The following is a 14,594-nucleotide window of genomic DNA, read 5'->3' as shown; positions in this document are numbered from 1 at the left end:
GCGCTGACCGACCACGAGTGGCGCGTCGTCGCGGGTGCCGCCTACGGACCGGGGCTGTTCGACGTCGATCCCGGCCCGTTCAGGAGCCTCGTCGTGCGATACTTCGTCGACGACCCCGCCACCGTCGATCTGACCGGCCGCGAGGAACGGCTGCTCGTCTCGCGCGCCCTCCAGGGACGGGACGCGGAGACCGTCGCCGAACGGCTCGAGTACCACTCGTCGGGACAGTGTATGCGGGCGCTCGGCGACGCGTTCCGTCCGCTCGTCGATCACTACGGGACGGACGCGGCGCTCGAGGTCCGGGAGCGATTCGTCGATGGGTAATTTCGATCTCGCTGCAATCGATGGGAGAAACGCAAGGGAGATGTTCAGTATACCGTACCGTCGTATCACACCAAACTGATCAGTTGGTATGCGGTGGCGCACGCTGTGCCGCGGTGAACTGCGAGGCCTGAACGAAGTGAAGGCCTCGATGTGAGCGGTGACCGCAGGGAGCCGCGAACCACTGGTGAACCGCGGCTCGAAGCCGTGCGAGGGATGAGCGAAGGAACGAAGTGACTGAGCGAATCGGCTGGGGAGGGCGTGGATTCTCCATGTTGCCACGATAGCAGGACACTTCGTCTCACCCAATGACCCATCAGTAACCTACCGTTCCATTCGCTAGTACACTTGAACACGCCTCGAGCGTCGACCTCACGACAGCCGTCGAAGCAGTGCTTCCGGAGCCAGATCGAGAACCCACGCGATAGCTCGCCAGCGCCGAGTGACGTAAGCGTGTCTCCGTTCCTTTCGGATCGCTCGAGCGATCTGTTCGGCGGCCGTCTCGGGCGAACACTCCCAGAACCCACCCATCGAGAGGTCGGTGTCGACGAACCCCGGTTCGATGGTCGTAATCGTCACGTCGGCGTCGCGATCGGTCTGTCGGTAGCGCAACCCCTCGAGGTAGGTCGACACGTAGGCCTTCGAGGCGTTGTACGCCGGCGCGTCGTCGTTGCCGACGTGAGCCGCGACCGAGGAGAGCCCCACGAGGTGGCCGTCCGCCTCGCTCGCGTGGTCCGGATTCCGCTCGAAGTACTCCATCGCGGCCGTCGCGACGGCCGTAAAACTCCGGACGTTCACGTCGATCGTTCGCTTCTCGGGTTCCCACTCGAGGTCGCGATTGCGGGCCGCGGTACCGGCGCTGATGACGACGAGGTCGACCGACGGCATCGCCTCGGCGAGCTCGAAAAAGCCGGCTCGAGCGTCCTCGGTCGCGGTGACGTCCATCGTCGCGACGGACGATTTCGTCGGGAGGTCCGCGCCGATCCGCTGCATCCGTTCCGTTCGCCGGGCCGCCATGCCGATCTCGTAGCCGTCGTCGGCGAGTCGACGAGCCAGCGCTTCGCCGATGCCCGACGATGCGCCGACGATAATCGCTCCGCGCTGTTTGGCCATATTCCACACGTTCGGTTCCTGACACGTATACCGTTCGCTGTTCGCTCGCGGCCGACTCCGCCGGTAATCCGCGACTCTGCCGACAATCAGCGAACCCGCGAGACTCGTTCCAGCGACAGGGAACCCGACACTCCAGTCGGTACGCCTTTGCCGCAGTCCGTCGTCGCCACTGGTATGGTGGATGTCATTACCGTCGGCGCGATCGCGTTGCTCGTCGGAGCTATCGTCGGGGCGGTCGTCCCCATGGTCCCGAGCGGCCTCCTCTCGCTCGCCGGACTCGGACTCTACTGGTGGGGCTCTGGCTTCGCAGAACTGAGCGTCTTCACGTTCGCCGTCCTCGTGTTCATCGCCGTCATCACCGCACTCGTCGAGTTCTTCGGCGGCTCGATCGCCGCCCGGGCCGGCGGTGCCTCGTGGCTGACGACCGCCGTCGCCGCCATCGTCGGCATTCTCCTCATGGTCGTTACCGGGCCGCTGGGGCTGCTCGTCGGCCTCTTCGGCACCGTCTTCGTCCTCGAGTTCGTTCGCAACGGCGAACTCGAGGGGAGCACGCGATCAGCGGTCTACACGACGATCGGCATCCTCGCGTCGACGGCGGTACAGGTCCTGCTGACGGTGTCGATCCTGCTCGGATTCCTCGCGGCCGTTTTCCTCCTGTAATCCCGGGGAAACACTGAAGCCGTGGGTGACATTGGCACGAATAGATGGAGTGTTCCGAGGCCGACTGCGAGCGCCCCGCCGCCGTCGAGTTGCATATCCCCTGGAACGAGAACCGACTCGTCTGCGCCGCCCACGCCCGCGTGCTGGGGCGTCAGGACGGCGTCGTGGCCGATCCGGATCCCGAGCGGGGGGACGCGTTGCTCGAGGAAGAGTAATCCGCCGACGTGCGAGCACCGAACCGGGAACTGATCGGTTTGGGGACGGTCACTCGACGAGCGACGGAACCGTTTAGGGATGCGCGTAGTATGTGACCGTCTCCTCCTCGTCGTGCCGATCGATTCTCGCGAAGCCGACCCGCTCGAACTGGACCATCTCATCGCTCTCGAGGTCGCCGACGCCCGGTTCCGCGTGCCCCCGAACGTCGCCCTCCATCGTTCGCATGCGGACGGGGACGCGCTCGTCGGCCGGCACCCAGTGGACGACGTCCACGTCGCCCTCGCGGACAACCTCGATGTCCTCGCCCGTGTACTGGAGGACGTCACGGGTGAACTGGAAGCAGCCCAACCCCTTGAGCCAGATGCGCTCCTCGCGTTCTGGAAGGTCCTCGGGCTCGAGCATCACCGAATCGCCGACGGGGATCTCGCGGACGCCGCGTTCGTCGTGATTGGGATGGAGCGGCGGCGTCCCCACCTCGGGCGGGCTCCCGCCGAGGGGAATCTGGTTGCCGTCGCGGACGAGGAACCGGCGGTCGGTCTCCTCGTCGATCAGGTCGCGGTTGTTCGCGTAGATCGAACTCATCGCGAGGTCGACGTCGGTGGTCGAGGTGCCGAGCCCGGTCATCGCCTCGACGATGGCCTCGCCGCGGATGCCGCGCCGGCGCAGGCTCTTCAGCGTCGGCGCTCGCGGGTCGTCCCAGCCGTCGAGTTCGCCGTCGTCGATCAGTTCCGAGATGGTCGACGTGCTCATCTTCACGTCGTAGTCGTCGAGCTGGACGTGGCCCCAGTGGATGACCTCGGGGTACTCCCAGTCGAAGTAGTCGTAGACGAAGCGCTGGCGCTTCGCGGAGTCCTGGAGGTCGATCCCACGGATGATGTGCGTGATCTCGAGCAGGTGGTCGTCGACCCCCGACTGGAAGTCGAGCATCGGCCAGCAGCGGTACTCGCTGGCCTCCTCGCGGGGGTGCGGCGTGTCGATCATGCGGAAGGCGACCCAGTCGCGCAGCGCCGGGTTCTTGTGTTCGATGTCGGTCTTGACCCGCAGGACCATTTCGCCGCTGGTGTACTCGCCGTCGATCATCCCTTCGAACTCCTCGAGTACGGTCGCTTCGTCCTTCTCTCGGTGCGGACAGGCCTCTCCCGAGTTCTTCAGCTCCGAGAATTCCTCGCCCGAACACGAGCAGGTGTAGGCCCCGCCCATCTCGATCAGGTCGCGGGCGTGGTCGTAGTAGGTCTCGAGGCGGTCGCTCGCCCTGTAGGTCGCGTCCGGATCGAAGCCGAGGTAGTCGAGATCCTCGAGGATCGCGTCGTAGGCCTCGAGATCCGGCCGCTTGGTCTCGGGGTCGGTGTCGTCGAAGCGCACGCAGAACCAGCCGTCGTAGCGCTCGCGATAGGTGCCGATGACGGCGGGCATCCGGGCGTGGCCGACGTGCCACGGGCCGTTCGGGTTCGGCGCACACCGCATCCGGATCTCGTCGTCGGCGTCGGCGTCCTGACGAGCTTGCGAGTCAGGGCTTGCGGAGCTCGGCTCCGCGGCGTTGGGCAGGTCAGGGAGGTCGTATTCGTCTTCCTCTTCCTCGGCTTCGATCTCGGCGAGTTCCTTGGGAGCGAGTTCCTCGAGGCGAGCGCGCTTGTCCGCGTACGAGAGATCGTTCATTCGACCCACGACGCCGCCGACGATACCCGGAATCTCGTCGCCGTGCTCGCGGAAGTCGGGGTTGTCGCCCATCAACGGTCCCATGATCGCGCCGACGTCGGCGTCGCTCTCGTGTTTCACGGCGTTCAATAGCGCGTGCTTCTCGGCCTCGCGCTCAACGCGCTCGCGTAACTCGTCGTTCATTACCGAGCGGTAGTCGCGCCCGTCCCAAAACCTTCGCGATTCGCCGTCTCGTCCGGCCGGTGTTCGACTCCAGCTTTGGCGTCCTGAGCCGCTGATCCGGTTCCGGTTCGGACTCTCAACGGCGTCCTCAGTTCTCGACGTCGTCCTCGTACACCCGCGTGTTGAGGACGTTGCTCATGAGGACCATCGCTGCCCGGTTCACCGAGGACGTGCCGTCCTCGGTACTACTGCTGTCGGACTCCGTTGTGTCGGTACTGTTGCCGTCGCTCTCGGTTTCGTTGGAGCTGTCGGACTCCTCGGTGTCGTCCTCCGCATCGGTCGACCCATCGCCATCACTGCCGGTCTCGTTGTCGCCACCCTCGCTGTCGGCGACGGCCGCGTTGTACTGCTCACACCACTCGGTCTTGACGCCCCAGCCGTAGGCCTGCCCGTCGAACGGCTCCGCGACCTCCGCGTAGAGCATGTCGACCTCGGCGTCGTTTTTCACGAGGTTCTCGTTGTAGAGGGTCGTGATGACTTCGATCTCCGTCGTCGATTCCGATTCGGTCGAGGCACTCGAGTCGTACCGGAGGACCAGATCCGATTCGTCCCACTGGAGCGATTCGACCGCGATATCGTTTCGCTCGACGAGCGTATAGAACTCGCCGGGCGTCCCCTTCCGGGGCTCGCTCGGCTCTTCGGGTTCGATCTCGTTCCCGCTCGAATCGGACGTATCGAGCAGCGATCCGACACAGCCGGCGAGTGCGGTCGTCCCGCCGGCCGCGGCCGCGCCGAGAAATCGTCGTCGCGAGGGGGGAGCAGCGGTTACGTCGGGCGAGTCGTCGGTCATGTCCTTCGCTCGGTGTGGGACCCGCAAAAAGACCCGGACGATATCGAGCGCTGAGTCCTGACGGAAGCGAGACCGCTTCGCTCCGCTCGAGCGACGAGCGTGCGGAAAAACTGCAAATCCGGGTCCGTGGCTCCGTTCAGTAGCCGCGCTCGATCAGGTAATGAGCGATTTCACAGAGGAGTTCGCGCGCCTCGTTGTCCGGCAGGACCTCGAGTCGCTCCTTGCCTTGTTCGACCAGTTCCTGGGCGGTCTGGTTCGCGTAGGCGATCGAGCCGGCCGCCTCGAGTTCGGCGACCGCCTCGTCGATCTCGGCCTCCGTGACCGCGTCGACGTCGTCGGTGTCGACCAGTCCGTCGATGTCGACGCCCTGCTCGCGAGCGTGGACGGTGATCAGTGTCTGTTTGTTCTCGACGAGGTCGCTCCCTCGCTGTTTACCGAGTTCCTCGCTGGGGACCGTCAGATCGAGCACGTCGTCCTGAATCTGGAACGCGCGGCCGATGTCCAGTCCGTAGCCGTAGAGTTCGTCGATCGTTTCGTCGTCGGCCCCGAGCAAGATTGCCGGAAGACAGGCCGAGGCCGCGTACAAGACGGCCGTCTTCTGTTCGACCATCTCCAGGTACTCGTCGGGCGAGACGTCGGCTCGCTCCTCGAAGGTGACGTCCAGCGATTGGCCCTCGCAGATGTCCGTACAGGTGGTGGCGAGGACGGAGAGCGCATCGACGATGCGGTCGGGCTCCGCTCCCGTCTCGAGCATGATCTCGAAGGCCTTCGAGTAGAGCGTATCGCCCGCGAGAATGGCCGTCTCGAGGTCGTACTCCTTGTGGACGGCGGGGACGCCGCGGCGGAGGTCGTCGTCGTCCATGATGTCGTCGTGAATCAGGGTGAACGACTGGATGACCTCGACGCTGACCGCGGCGGCCATCATGTCGACCGGACCGCTCTCGTCGAGCGGAGCGAACGACCGATACTCCACCGAGAGCGGGTCGATGTCGGTCAGCGCCTCGGCCGTCGTCAGGAGGACGGTCGGGCGGAGTCGCTTGCCGCCCGCGTCCAGCAGGTATCTGGATGCCTCGTAGAGCCGTTCGGGCCGCTGGATCGGTAGCTCCTCGGGAATCGCGTCGTTAACCAACTCGCGGCGCTGCCGGACCGCCTCGAGCACCGCCTCTTCGCGTGCCTCGGGACTCGTCATATCAGTCGACTAGTTGGATGAGGTTCCCGTTGCGCGTGACGTGGAGATCTCGTCCCATCTTGTACCCTTCGCTCTCACAGAGGTTGACGTAGCTCGAGAAGCCGCTCATGTCCTGGTGGGCCGGGATGACGTGCTGGGGCTGGAGGGCGTCGAGCATCTCGTAGTGACCCTCCTGGTTGAGGTGGCCCGAGACGTGGATGTCGTCGTAAACCCGTGCGCCCTGCATGCCGAGCAGTTTCTCGGCCTGGTAGCGCTGGCCCTCGTTGGTCGGTTCCGGAATCACGCGGGCGGAGAAGACGACCTTGTCGCCGTCTTCCAGTTCGTACGGCGTCTCGCCGCGGGCCATCCGGGTGAGCATCGCGCGAGGCTCGCCCTGGTGGCCGGTGACGACCGGCAGGTAGTCGCCCTTGCCCTCGTTCATGATCCGCTTGAACGTGCGGTCGACGGACTTGCGGTGGCCGAACATCCCCAGATCGGAGGGGAAGTCGATGAAGTCCAGCCGTTCCGCGGTGCCCGAGTACTTCTCCATCGACCGACCCAGCAACACAGGCTGGCGGCCGATGTCGTCGGCGAACTCCACCAGCGACTTCACGCGAGCGATGTGGCTCGAGAAGGTGGTGGCGACGATGCCGCCGTCGTAGTCCTCCATGCTGTAGAGCACGTCCCGGAGGTGTTCGCGCGCGACGTTCTCGGAGGGGGTTCGCCCCTTCTTGTTCGCGTTGGTACAGTCCTCGATGTAACAGAGGACGCCCTCGCCCTCGCGGCCGATCTCGCGGAACCGCTCCATGTCGATCGGATCGCCGATGACCGGCGTGTGATCCATGCGCTTGTCCAGCCCGTAGACGATCGCGCCTTCGGGCGTGTGGAGAACGGGGTTGATCGCGTCGATGATCGAGTGGGTGACGTTGACGAACTCGAGTTCGACTTTGCCGGAGTCGCCCAGCGACATCGTCTCGCCGGCGTCCATCTTGATGAGGTCGTTCTCGACGCCGAACTTCTGTTCGCCCTCGATCTGCTGTTTGACCAGCTCGATCGTAAACGGAGACGCGACGACAGGCGCGTTGTACCGGTGGGCCAGCTTCGAGATGGCACCGATGTGGTCGAGGTGGCCGTGCGTCGGGACGATGGCCTTCACGTCACCCTCGAGGTCGCTCATGACCCGATCGTCGGGGATAGCGCCCATATCGATCAGGTCGAGACTGTGCATCCGTTCGGTTTCGACGTTGTCGTGGATCAGAACCTGCGAGAGGTTCAGGCCCATGTCGAAGATAACGACGTCGTCGCCCGCGCGGACGGCAGTCATCTGCCGTCCGACTTCTTCGTAGCCGCCGATGGTTGCGATTTCGATTTCCATGGTTCCTCGTACTGAAAGCCGCTGTCTGGACTCTCACTGAAACGGTCCGCGGACTCCCGGTTGTGCGGCCCCGGCGTCTTGCAGCGCGTCGGCCATCCCGCTATGCGCCCGGTACGACGGCGGTTCCGTCTTCGATAGCTCGCGACATCGCAAGCCCCGAACGCACTTGCCCGCGGGTTTCGCTAGTACCACCTACACGCCCGGGTGTTAAAAACGCAGTGGGTTCTCACGACCGGCGTGGCGCCGCCCGTGTCGCCGGTTTAGCGTCTTTTGGGGCCCCGCTCCGTTTCCTTCTGACACCGCAATTCATTTGCCGGTCGACCCGAAATCGGTTTCAATAGCTATGATTTCGGAGGGACCGTCGTGTACGTAATCATCGTCGGGGCCGGCGAGGTCGGCCGCTCGATCGCCGCCAACCTGGAGGAAACCCACGACGTTGCCCTGGTCGATCGCGACGGCGACGTCACCGAGGAACTCACGTACTCGCTCGACGTGCTCACGATCCGCGGCGACGGTACCGACCTCGAGACGCTTCGCGAAGCCGGACTCGAGGAGGCGGGTCTCGTCATCGCCTGTACCGACAACGACGAGACGAACGCGGTCGTCTGCGGCGCGGCGAAGGCCACGTCGGACGTGTTCACCATCGCACGCGTGCGTCGCCGGACGCTGCTCGAGACGTGGCAGGGCTCGAAGGGGGCCTTCGGCGTCGACTTTATGGTCTGTACCGACCTCTTGACCGCCCAGGCTATCTTCCGGATTTCCGGATTGCCGAGCGCGCACGACGTCGATACGTTCGCCGGCGGACTCATTCGCATGGCCGAGTTCGACATCCCGGTGGACAGCCCGATCGCGGATCGGACCGTCAGCGAGGCCGACTGTTACGATTCGCTCACGTTCGCCGCGATCTTCCGGGACGACGAGATGGTCGTCACCAGAGGTGACACCGTTATTCGGGCCGGGGATCGGGTCGTCGTGATCGGCAGCCCGGATTCGATCAACGACTTCGCCAACGAAGTCGCTATGGCGCCCGATGAAGCGGAGGAAGTCGTCATCGTCGGCGCCAGCGAGATCGGCTATCAGACCGCTCGGGAGTTCGAGGACCACGGCTTCCGTCCGCGGCTGATCGAACGGGATCACGACCGGGCCCGCGAGGTGGCCGAGTCGCTCCCGAACACGATGGTCATGGAGAGCGACGCCACCAATCAGGAGTTCCTCGCCCGCGAGCACGTCGGCGAGGCCGACGTCGTGATCGCCGCCCTCGACAGCGACGAGAAGAACCTCCTCGTCTCCCTGCTCGCCGATCGACTCGGCGTCGATCGCACCGTCGCGATCATCGAGAACCCCGAGTACGCCGACCTCTTCGAGACCGTCGGCGTCGACGTCGCGATCAACCCTCGCGAGGAAACCGCGGAGGAAATCGTCCGGTTCACCCGGACGGAAAACACCGAGAAGGTGGCGATGCTCGAGCACGACCTCGCGGAGGTCATCGAGATCGAAGTCGGCCCGGAGAGCGTCCTCGTCGGCCGAGAGATCGTCGATGCGACGAACGACCTTCCGGAGGGCGTCGTCATCGGTGCGATTTCGCGGAACGGTGAGCACATCACGCCGCGCGGATCGACGGTCGTTCAGTCCGGCGACCACGTGATCATCTTCGTCGCCGCGGACGCTCTCGACGAGGTCGTCGAACTGATCTAGGACTCGAGGGGACCGCTCGTGTTCTCCCTTCTGAAGGCAGTCGAACGATCCCTAGTTGCGGACACCGCGGTAGAGGACGTATGCGATGAAGAAACTGACATAGGAGAGCGCTAGCCCGGTAGTGAGGGACGATCGTCCAACGAGGGCGATCAAGAGGATCAGAAGCGGGCCGACGAGCAAGAGCGAATCGAAGACTCGATCCTCGGCACCCGACTCGAGGAGGTCGCCGACGACCGGGAGGTCGCTGACCCTCATCGGTAGACCCCTCCGCGGCGGAAGACCGCTCGCACCGTCACCAGAACGGGAATGATCTCGAGACGGCCGATCCACATGTTAAAGAGGAACATGACCTTGCCGAGCGTCGGCAGCGACTCGGGGCCAGTGATTCCCGTGGAGAGCCCGACGTTCCCCTGTGCGCTGGCGACTTCGAAGAGAACGTTCTCGAGCGTGTACGCTCCCTGCGGGAGTAGCAAGAGAAGCACGAACGTGCCGATACCAAGGAAGGCAAACCAGAGGAACGCGATGATCGCTGCTTCCTCGAACTCCTGGCGCATTTCCCGTTCGTCGAGGCGGCGACCGTTGATTTTCAGTCGCCGGACGGCCGTTTCGGGGTAGAACACGTCCGAAATCCGGAACCTGATCCCCTTCAACAGCGTGAGCGCCCGGATCAGCTTGATTCCGCCGACCGTCGATCCGGCCGCACCGCCGACTATCATGCCGAACGTCACGGTGAGTTGGGCCTGAGCCGGCCAGCGTCCCAGTGCCACGTTGGTCGCGTCGACGGCGGTCTGGAAACCGGCACAGGTGGCGGCCGAGACGAACTGGAACGACCCGTAGCGGAACGCGGCGAACACGGAGTCGTACGTGTCGCCGGTGTACACTAATGCGGTGAGAGCGAGCGTTCCGAGGCTCATGTAAATGAACACCCACCGGGTCTGCAGGTCTGCGTAGAGGTTCCGCAGATCACCCTGCAGAATGAGATAGTGAATCGGGAACGCGATACTGCCCAGCAGCATGACTGGCAGCAGCGCGAAATCGATAGCCGCACTGTCGTAGGTGGCGATCGAGTTGTCGGTGATCGAGAACCCGCCGGTCGACAGGCCCGTCATCCCGTGGTTGATCGCGCCCCATATCGGCATCCCGACGGCCCAGAGCAGCAGGATCGAGACGAACGTAAAGAGGATGAAGATCCACCAGATCGTCTGGACGGTGGAGACGATGCTCGGATGGATCCGCTCCGACCGCGCCTCGCTCTGGTACAGGGTCAACGAACCGCTCCCGGGACGTGCGAGGATCGCCGTCGTGAGGACGATCACGCCCACGCCGCCGATCCACTCGATGAACGAACGCCACCACTGGAGGGTCCGCGGCAGGACCTCCTCGTTGTCGGTCATCGTCAGCCCCGTTCCGGTGAAACCGCTCATGCTCTCGAACAGCGCGTTGAGCGGATCGGTAAACGCCGCGAGCGTCGTCGTCTGGGACGGTGTCCCCAGGAGTGCCGGCGAAAACTCGACAGTCCACGCGATGAAATAGAAGGGCAACGATCCGAAGACCGCGACGCAGAACCAACCTGCCGCAGCGATAATCATCCCGTGTAGCTTCCCGGGTTTGGTCGCGTCCCGAAACCTGGTCGTGAAGAAATAGCCGATGGCGAACGGAACCAGCCCGGAGACGATCAGTGCGGGAATCGCGTAGTATTCTCCCCAGACGATCGGAACGAGAAGCGAGACGAATAGCAGGCCGGCCAGTGCCTCGAGCATTCGACCCAGATCCCGACCGATCGTTTCCATCGCCTCGTTCATGTGTCGCTCACTGCCCGACTCGAGGGCATATGTGCGTTGAAATCCCGCCGGTATGCTCGAATGATGCCGTCCGATACAGACCGGCGTGGCCGACAGGTGGGTGGCTGTCGTCCGCTCGTTTCGGTCGTCATTTCAACCGGTCTTCTGGGTGGCCGAATACGTCCGTGAGAGACGGTTCCGCCCCGAATGCCGAATACACGGTGAGTAAATCGCCGGCCTCGATACGCGTATTCCCCCGCGGCGTGATCGGTGGATCTTCCCCTTCGCGTTCGATAGCAACGATCAGGACGTCCTCGGGGAGGAGATCGCCGTCAGCTGCCTCGATGAGAGTCTTTCCGTCGATCGGTGCGTTTTCGCTGACCCGGATTTCGAACACTTCCGCTTCCTCCCCGATTCGCATGTAGTCGACGATCGCCGGGCGAGCAACCGACCGATAGAGGTACTCAGCGATGAGTTCTTGGGGGTTTTCCATCGTATTGACGCCGATCTGTCTGAACACGTTCATGTGTTCGGGGTCGTGAACCACCGACACGATAGTGGGGACCTCGTGTTCCTGACCGAGCAAACAGACCATGATGTTGGTCGCGTCCCGGTCGGTCGTGCTGATCAGGGCGTCCGCCTTCTCGATTCCGGCGTCCAGAAGCGCATCGTGGGCCGTCGCATCGTCGTTCAGAATCAGACAGTCGTATTCACCGGCGACCCGGTCAGCACGTTCGGCGTCGTTCTCGATGACGACGACCTCGTTACCCGTCTGGGTCGCGATATCGATGAGCGGCATCCCGATATCGCCCGCACCGACGATCACGATATACATTGCATCGGCCTTCTTGCGTAACCATTGAAAATATATCGTTTCGGCGACCTCAACCGTCAGCTGTCAACTCGTGTCGAGACCGAAGCGACCGTCGATTCCCAGCGATTCGCGGGTTGCGAACGACGAGTCGCTATCGTGATGACGTCATTTCCAGGGAGGCTTTCGCCGCTCTCGCCGTCTCGATCGTGCTTTGGATTCCGCCAGAATCCGTTCGATCGCCCAGCCGGCCCATAGGAAGACGATCATCATGAAGACAGCCATCTCTAGCCGGATGACCGATCCGTACCGGACAGCGAGAACGAGGGCCATGATCGCCACCGCAGTACTGATGACGCCGAACACGTCGTAAAACGAGTGCGGATGGCGAACGCTCGGTAATCGAACGCTCATACAGTATCGTACGCATAGTTCGTATATAATTCCTCGTCTCAGAGCTGCGTGGAGAGCCTTACGATGGATTAATACGATCCAGCCAAAATTCCATAAGATACTGTGCCCAGACGTGACTGCGAAAATGGGGTGTTCTATGCGACTCCGAACTGACTGGCGTGCCAGCCTCGCGCTTGTCGGAACAGTCCTTAAGTATCTTTCCGTCCCCCTCGTCTTTCCGCTCGTTGTGGCGCTCATCTACGGCGATCCCGTCTTTCCGTTCGTCGCGACGATCGTCCTCACGATCGCCGTCGGCCACGGCCTCGAGCGACTCAGTCCCGATCCCGACCTGCAGGTCCGGGAGGCGATGCTCTTCGTCGCGATTTCGTGGCTCGCAGTGGCGATCATCGGCGCAGTGCCGTACGTACTCGCGGGTTGGGGCACCGAATCGACGCTCGCCCATCCCGTCAACGCCCTGTTCGAGTCGATGTCCGGGTTTACCACGACCGGGGCGACGGTTCTCGGAGAGATCTCGCTCGAGCAACATTCACACGCGATACTGATGTGGCGACAGCTCACCCAGTGGCTCGGCGGGATGGGGATCATCGTTCTGATGGTCGCGATCTTGCCGGAACTCGCGGTCAGCGGCGCACAGCTCGTCGAGTCTGAAGCGCCGGGACCGCAGCTACAGAAACTGACGCCGCGAATCGCCGAGACGGCACGCATCCTCTGGCTCGTCTACTTCGCGTTCACCCTCGCTTTCATCGCCATTCTCTACGGCTTCCACCTCGCGGGGATGGCCCCCAACATGGGTCTGTACAATGCCATCGCCCACGGGTTCACGACGCTTCCCACGGGCGGGTTCTCTCCCGAGGCCGACAGCGTCGCGGCGTTCTCCGCGATCGTTCAGTGGACCGCCATCCCGTTCATGATCATCGCCGGGACCAACTTCGCCCTGTTCTGGCACGTCTTCAGCGGCGAGAGACACCGCTTCGTCCGCAACTCCGAGTTTCGAGCCTACATCGGTGCGATCGTCGCACTGACTGCCGTGCTCGCTGGCATTCTCTATACCGGTGCCGCCCCGGCGCTGGCGGAACTCGGGGGCGTGACGGAAGGTGTATTCGAGAACTCGCTGCGACAGAGCGCCTTCCAGATCGCGTCGCTGTTGACTTCGACCGGGTACGCGACCAGCGACTTCGTCGACTGGAGTTCGACCGGCAAAATCGTGCTTCTGTTCGCCATGCTCGTGGGCGGCTGTGCCGGCTCGACCGGTGGTGGCGTCAAGGTCGTCCGGTGGCTAATCGTGTTCAAGATCCTGCGCCGGGAGCTGTTTACCGCCTCCCACCCCGAGGTCGTTCGGCCGATCCGTCTCGGCGGCAACGTCGTCGACGAGGATGCCGTTCGCGGCGTGCTCGGATTCACCTTTATGTACCTCTTCATCTTCGGCATCGCAGCGCTGCTCATCGCGCTCGATGCCAGTCGAATCGGCTACTCGCTGACGCCGCTCGAGGCGTTCAGCGCGAGTCTGGCAACGATCGGGAACATCGGTCCCGGGTTCGGCTCGCTGGGCCCCTTCGGGAGCTACCTCGCGTTTCCGATGAGTTCGAAACTCCTGATGATCTTCCTGATGTGGATCGGCCGCCTCGAGATAATTCCGGTGCTCGTCATGTTCACCGGTGGGTTCTGGACCCGCTGAGAGGAGCGCGGTAGTTCCCTTCCGTCTTCTGTATCGCCTTCAATCAATCGTCGTCCCCGGATTCTCGCCGTCGAGGAACGACTCGAGCGCGTCGAGGCCGAAAATCGACGCCTCTGCATCGAGATCGAGCAGCGTTCGGACCTTCCCGGCCATCCCGCCGGTGACGTCGGTCGCGTCGCTGGCCCCGAGCACCGCGGCCACCGCGTCGAAGTCGTCGATTCGGTCGATCACCGCGTTGTCTTCGTCCAGCACGCCGGGAACCGTCGAGCAGAGACCGACCCGATCCGCGGCGAGGTCGCGAGCGAGTACCGCCACGAGTTCGTCGCCGCTGATCACCGTCGCACCCGCGCCGGCGTGGGCGATCACGTCACCGTGAAGGACGGGAACGAACCCTTCCTCGAGCATCGTTTCGATCTGCCCAGTCGCCAGATCGAGTTGGCCCTCGCGATCGCGATGAGCCGCCGAAAACGGATGGACCGGTACCGCGTCGACGTCCCGCTCGAGCAATCGACTCAGAACGAACTGGTTCAGCGTTTTCATCGCCCCGTGGATGTCTAGCACTGCACTCGCGTCGTGCGTTCCCTCGGTCGTACTGACGCCGCGCTCGCTGGCGTTGTAGTGGCCGAAGCTTCCGCCGCCGTGGACGACGACGAGATCGTCGAGCCCCGCCTCGAGCGCCGCCGCGATCGCGTCCGCC

The 14,594-nt window shown here is 63.7% G+C and carries 14 protein-coding genes and 1 pseudogene; 5 read left to right on the top strand and 10 right to left on the bottom strand.

Features of this window, described 5'->3' with window-relative positions; all coding sequences use genetic code 11:
• Positions 1 to 324 (top strand): annotated as a pseudogene (locus PGX04_RS33825) (tRNA(Met) cytidine acetyltransferase TmcA); the annotation flags it as partial.
• Between the two features lie 369 nt (positions 325 to 693).
• Here PGX04_RS33825 and PGX04_RS33820 read toward each other — a convergent pair.
• The gene (locus PGX04_RS33820) at positions 694 to 1,434 is read right to left on the bottom strand and encodes an SDR family NAD(P)-dependent oxidoreductase (RefSeq protein ID WP_273742473.1); all 741 of its coding nucleotides are present in this window, start codon (positions 1,432 to 1,434) and stop codon (positions 694 to 696) included.
• A 174-nt stretch (positions 1,435 to 1,608) separates the two neighbouring features.
• Between PGX04_RS33820 and PGX04_RS33815 the strand changes: the two genes are divergently transcribed.
• On the top strand, positions 1,609 to 2,094 hold the full coding sequence (locus PGX04_RS33815; RefSeq protein ID WP_273742472.1) for a DUF456 domain-containing protein: 486 nt from the start codon (positions 1,609 to 1,611) through the stop codon (positions 2,092 to 2,094).
• A 44-nt stretch (positions 2,095 to 2,138) separates the two neighbouring features.
• The gene (locus PGX04_RS33810; RefSeq protein WP_273742471.1) at positions 2,139 to 2,309 is read left to right on the top strand and encodes a DUF8014 family protein; all 171 of its coding nucleotides are present in this window, start codon (positions 2,139 to 2,141) and stop codon (positions 2,307 to 2,309) included.
• A gap of 73 nt (positions 2,310 to 2,382) precedes the next feature.
• Here PGX04_RS33810 and PGX04_RS33805 read toward each other — a convergent pair whose 3' ends face one another.
• The 4 genes from PGX04_RS33805 to PGX04_RS33790 all read right to left on the bottom strand — a co-directional run bounded on the left by PGX04_RS33805 (position 2,383) and on the right by PGX04_RS33790 (position 7,521).
• Entirely contained in the window at positions 2,383 to 4,149 is a 1,767-nt protein-coding gene (locus tag PGX04_RS33805) for a glutamate--tRNA ligase (RefSeq protein ID WP_273742470.1), read from the bottom strand.
• A gap of 127 nt (positions 4,150 to 4,276) precedes the next feature.
• Complete coding sequence (locus PGX04_RS33800) at positions 4,277 to 4,978, bottom strand: DUF8159 domain-containing protein (RefSeq protein ID WP_273742469.1); 702 nt, start codon at positions 4,976 to 4,978, stop codon at positions 4,277 to 4,279.
• A 136-nt stretch (positions 4,979 to 5,114) separates the two neighbouring features.
• Positions 5,115 to 6,167, bottom strand: coding sequence for a geranylfarnesyl diphosphate synthase (gene idsA3, locus PGX04_RS33795; protein ID WP_273742468.1), 1,053 nt, complete (start codon positions 6,165 to 6,167; stop codon positions 5,115 to 5,117).
• Between the two features lies 1 nt (position 6,168).
• Positions 6,169 to 7,521: a ribonuclease J gene (locus PGX04_RS33790; protein ID WP_273742467.1), complete on the bottom strand. Its 1,353-nt coding sequence runs from the start codon at positions 7,519 to 7,521 to the stop codon at positions 6,169 to 6,171.
• A gap of 363 nt (positions 7,522 to 7,884) precedes the next feature.
• Between PGX04_RS33790 and trkA the strand changes: the two genes are divergently transcribed.
• Complete coding sequence (gene trkA, locus PGX04_RS33785) at positions 7,885 to 9,216, top strand: Trk system potassium transporter TrkA (RefSeq protein WP_273742466.1); 1,332 nt, start codon at positions 7,885 to 7,887, stop codon at positions 9,214 to 9,216.
• Between the two features lie 51 nt (positions 9,217 to 9,267).
• Here trkA and PGX04_RS33780 read toward each other — a convergent pair whose 3' ends face one another.
• The 4 genes from PGX04_RS33780 to PGX04_RS33765 form a co-directional block, all read right to left on the bottom strand.
• Positions 9,268 to 9,471 (bottom strand): hypothetical protein, encoded by a 204-nt coding sequence (locus tag PGX04_RS33780; protein WP_273742465.1) that lies wholly within the window; start codon positions 9,469 to 9,471, stop codon positions 9,268 to 9,270.
• Positions 9,468 to 11,018, bottom strand: a complete 1,551-nt coding sequence (locus tag PGX04_RS33775; RefSeq protein WP_273742464.1) for a TrkH family potassium uptake protein — start codon at positions 11,016 to 11,018, stop codon at positions 9,468 to 9,470. The genes PGX04_RS33780 and PGX04_RS33775 overlap by 4 nt, the downstream gene beginning before the upstream one ends.
• 127 nt (positions 11,019 to 11,145) lie before the next feature.
• Positions 11,146 to 11,832: a potassium channel family protein gene (locus PGX04_RS33770; RefSeq protein ID WP_273742463.1), complete on the bottom strand. Its 687-nt coding sequence runs from the start codon at positions 11,830 to 11,832 to the stop codon at positions 11,146 to 11,148.
• A 144-nt stretch (positions 11,833 to 11,976) separates the two neighbouring features.
• Positions 11,977 to 12,222 carry a hypothetical protein gene (locus tag PGX04_RS33765; RefSeq protein WP_273742462.1) on the bottom strand — a complete coding sequence of 82 codons (246 nt, stop codon included), beginning with the start codon at positions 12,220 to 12,222 and terminating at the stop codon, positions 11,977 to 11,979.
• Between the two features lie 136 nt (positions 12,223 to 12,358).
• On the opposite strand from PGX04_RS33765, the gene PGX04_RS33760 reads away from it, so the two are divergent.
• Entirely contained in the window at positions 12,359 to 13,897 is a 1,539-nt protein-coding gene (locus tag PGX04_RS33760; protein WP_273742461.1) for a TrkH family potassium uptake protein, read from the top strand.
• 39 nt (positions 13,898 to 13,936) lie between these two features.
• On the opposite strand, the gene PGX04_RS33755 is transcribed toward PGX04_RS33760, so the two are convergent.
• On the bottom strand, positions 13,937 to 14,594 hold a 658-nt coding region (locus PGX04_RS33755), incomplete at its 5' end, for an isopentenyl phosphate kinase (RefSeq protein WP_273742460.1).

The organism is Natrinema soli, assembly GCF_028618695.1.
Note: the sequence above shows the minus strand (reverse complement) of the source record. Positions and strands in the feature narration are given on the sequence as shown.

Bases quoted from the DNA above. Each gene is read 5' to 3' on its own strand.
- PGX04_RS33820 (WP_273742473.1), bottom strand. From the start codon at position 1,434: ATGGCCAAACAGCGCGGAGCGATTATCGTCGGCGCATCGTCGGGCATC.
- PGX04_RS33775 (WP_273742464.1), bottom strand. From the start codon at position 11,018: ATGAACGAGGCGATGGAAACGATCGGTCGGGATCTGGGTCGAATGCTC.
- PGX04_RS33780 (WP_273742465.1), bottom strand. From the start codon at position 9,471: ATGAGGGTCAGCGACCTCCCGGTCGTCGGCGACCTCCTCGAGTCGGGT.
- PGX04_RS33765 (WP_273742462.1), bottom strand. From the start codon at position 12,222: ATGAGCGTTCGATTACCGAGCGTTCGCCATCCGCACTCGTTTTACGAC.
- idsA3 (WP_273742468.1), bottom strand. From the start codon at position 6,167: ATGACGAGTCCCGAGGCACGCGAAGAGGCGGTGCTCGAGGCGGTCCGG.
- PGX04_RS33805 (WP_273742470.1), bottom strand. From the start codon at position 4,149: ATGAACGACGAGTTACGCGAGCGCGTTGAGCGCGAGGCCGAGAAGCAC.
- PGX04_RS33800 (WP_273742469.1), bottom strand. From the start codon at position 4,978: ATGACCGACGACTCGCCCGACGTAACCGCTGCTCCCCCCTCGCGACGA.
- PGX04_RS33760 (WP_273742461.1), top strand. From the start codon at position 12,359: ATGCGACTCCGAACTGACTGGCGTGCCAGCCTCGCGCTTGTCGGAACA.
- PGX04_RS33815 (WP_273742472.1), top strand. From the start codon at position 1,609: ATGGTGGATGTCATTACCGTCGGCGCGATCGCGTTGCTCGTCGGAGCT.
- PGX04_RS33810 (WP_273742471.1), top strand. From the start codon at position 2,139: ATGGAGTGTTCCGAGGCCGACTGCGAGCGCCCCGCCGCCGTCGAGTTG.
- PGX04_RS33770 (WP_273742463.1), bottom strand. From the start codon at position 11,832: ATGTATATCGTGATCGTCGGTGCGGGCGATATCGGGATGCCGCTCATC.
- PGX04_RS33790 (WP_273742467.1), bottom strand. From the start codon at position 7,521: ATGGAAATCGAAATCGCAACCATCGGCGGCTACGAAGAAGTCGGACGG.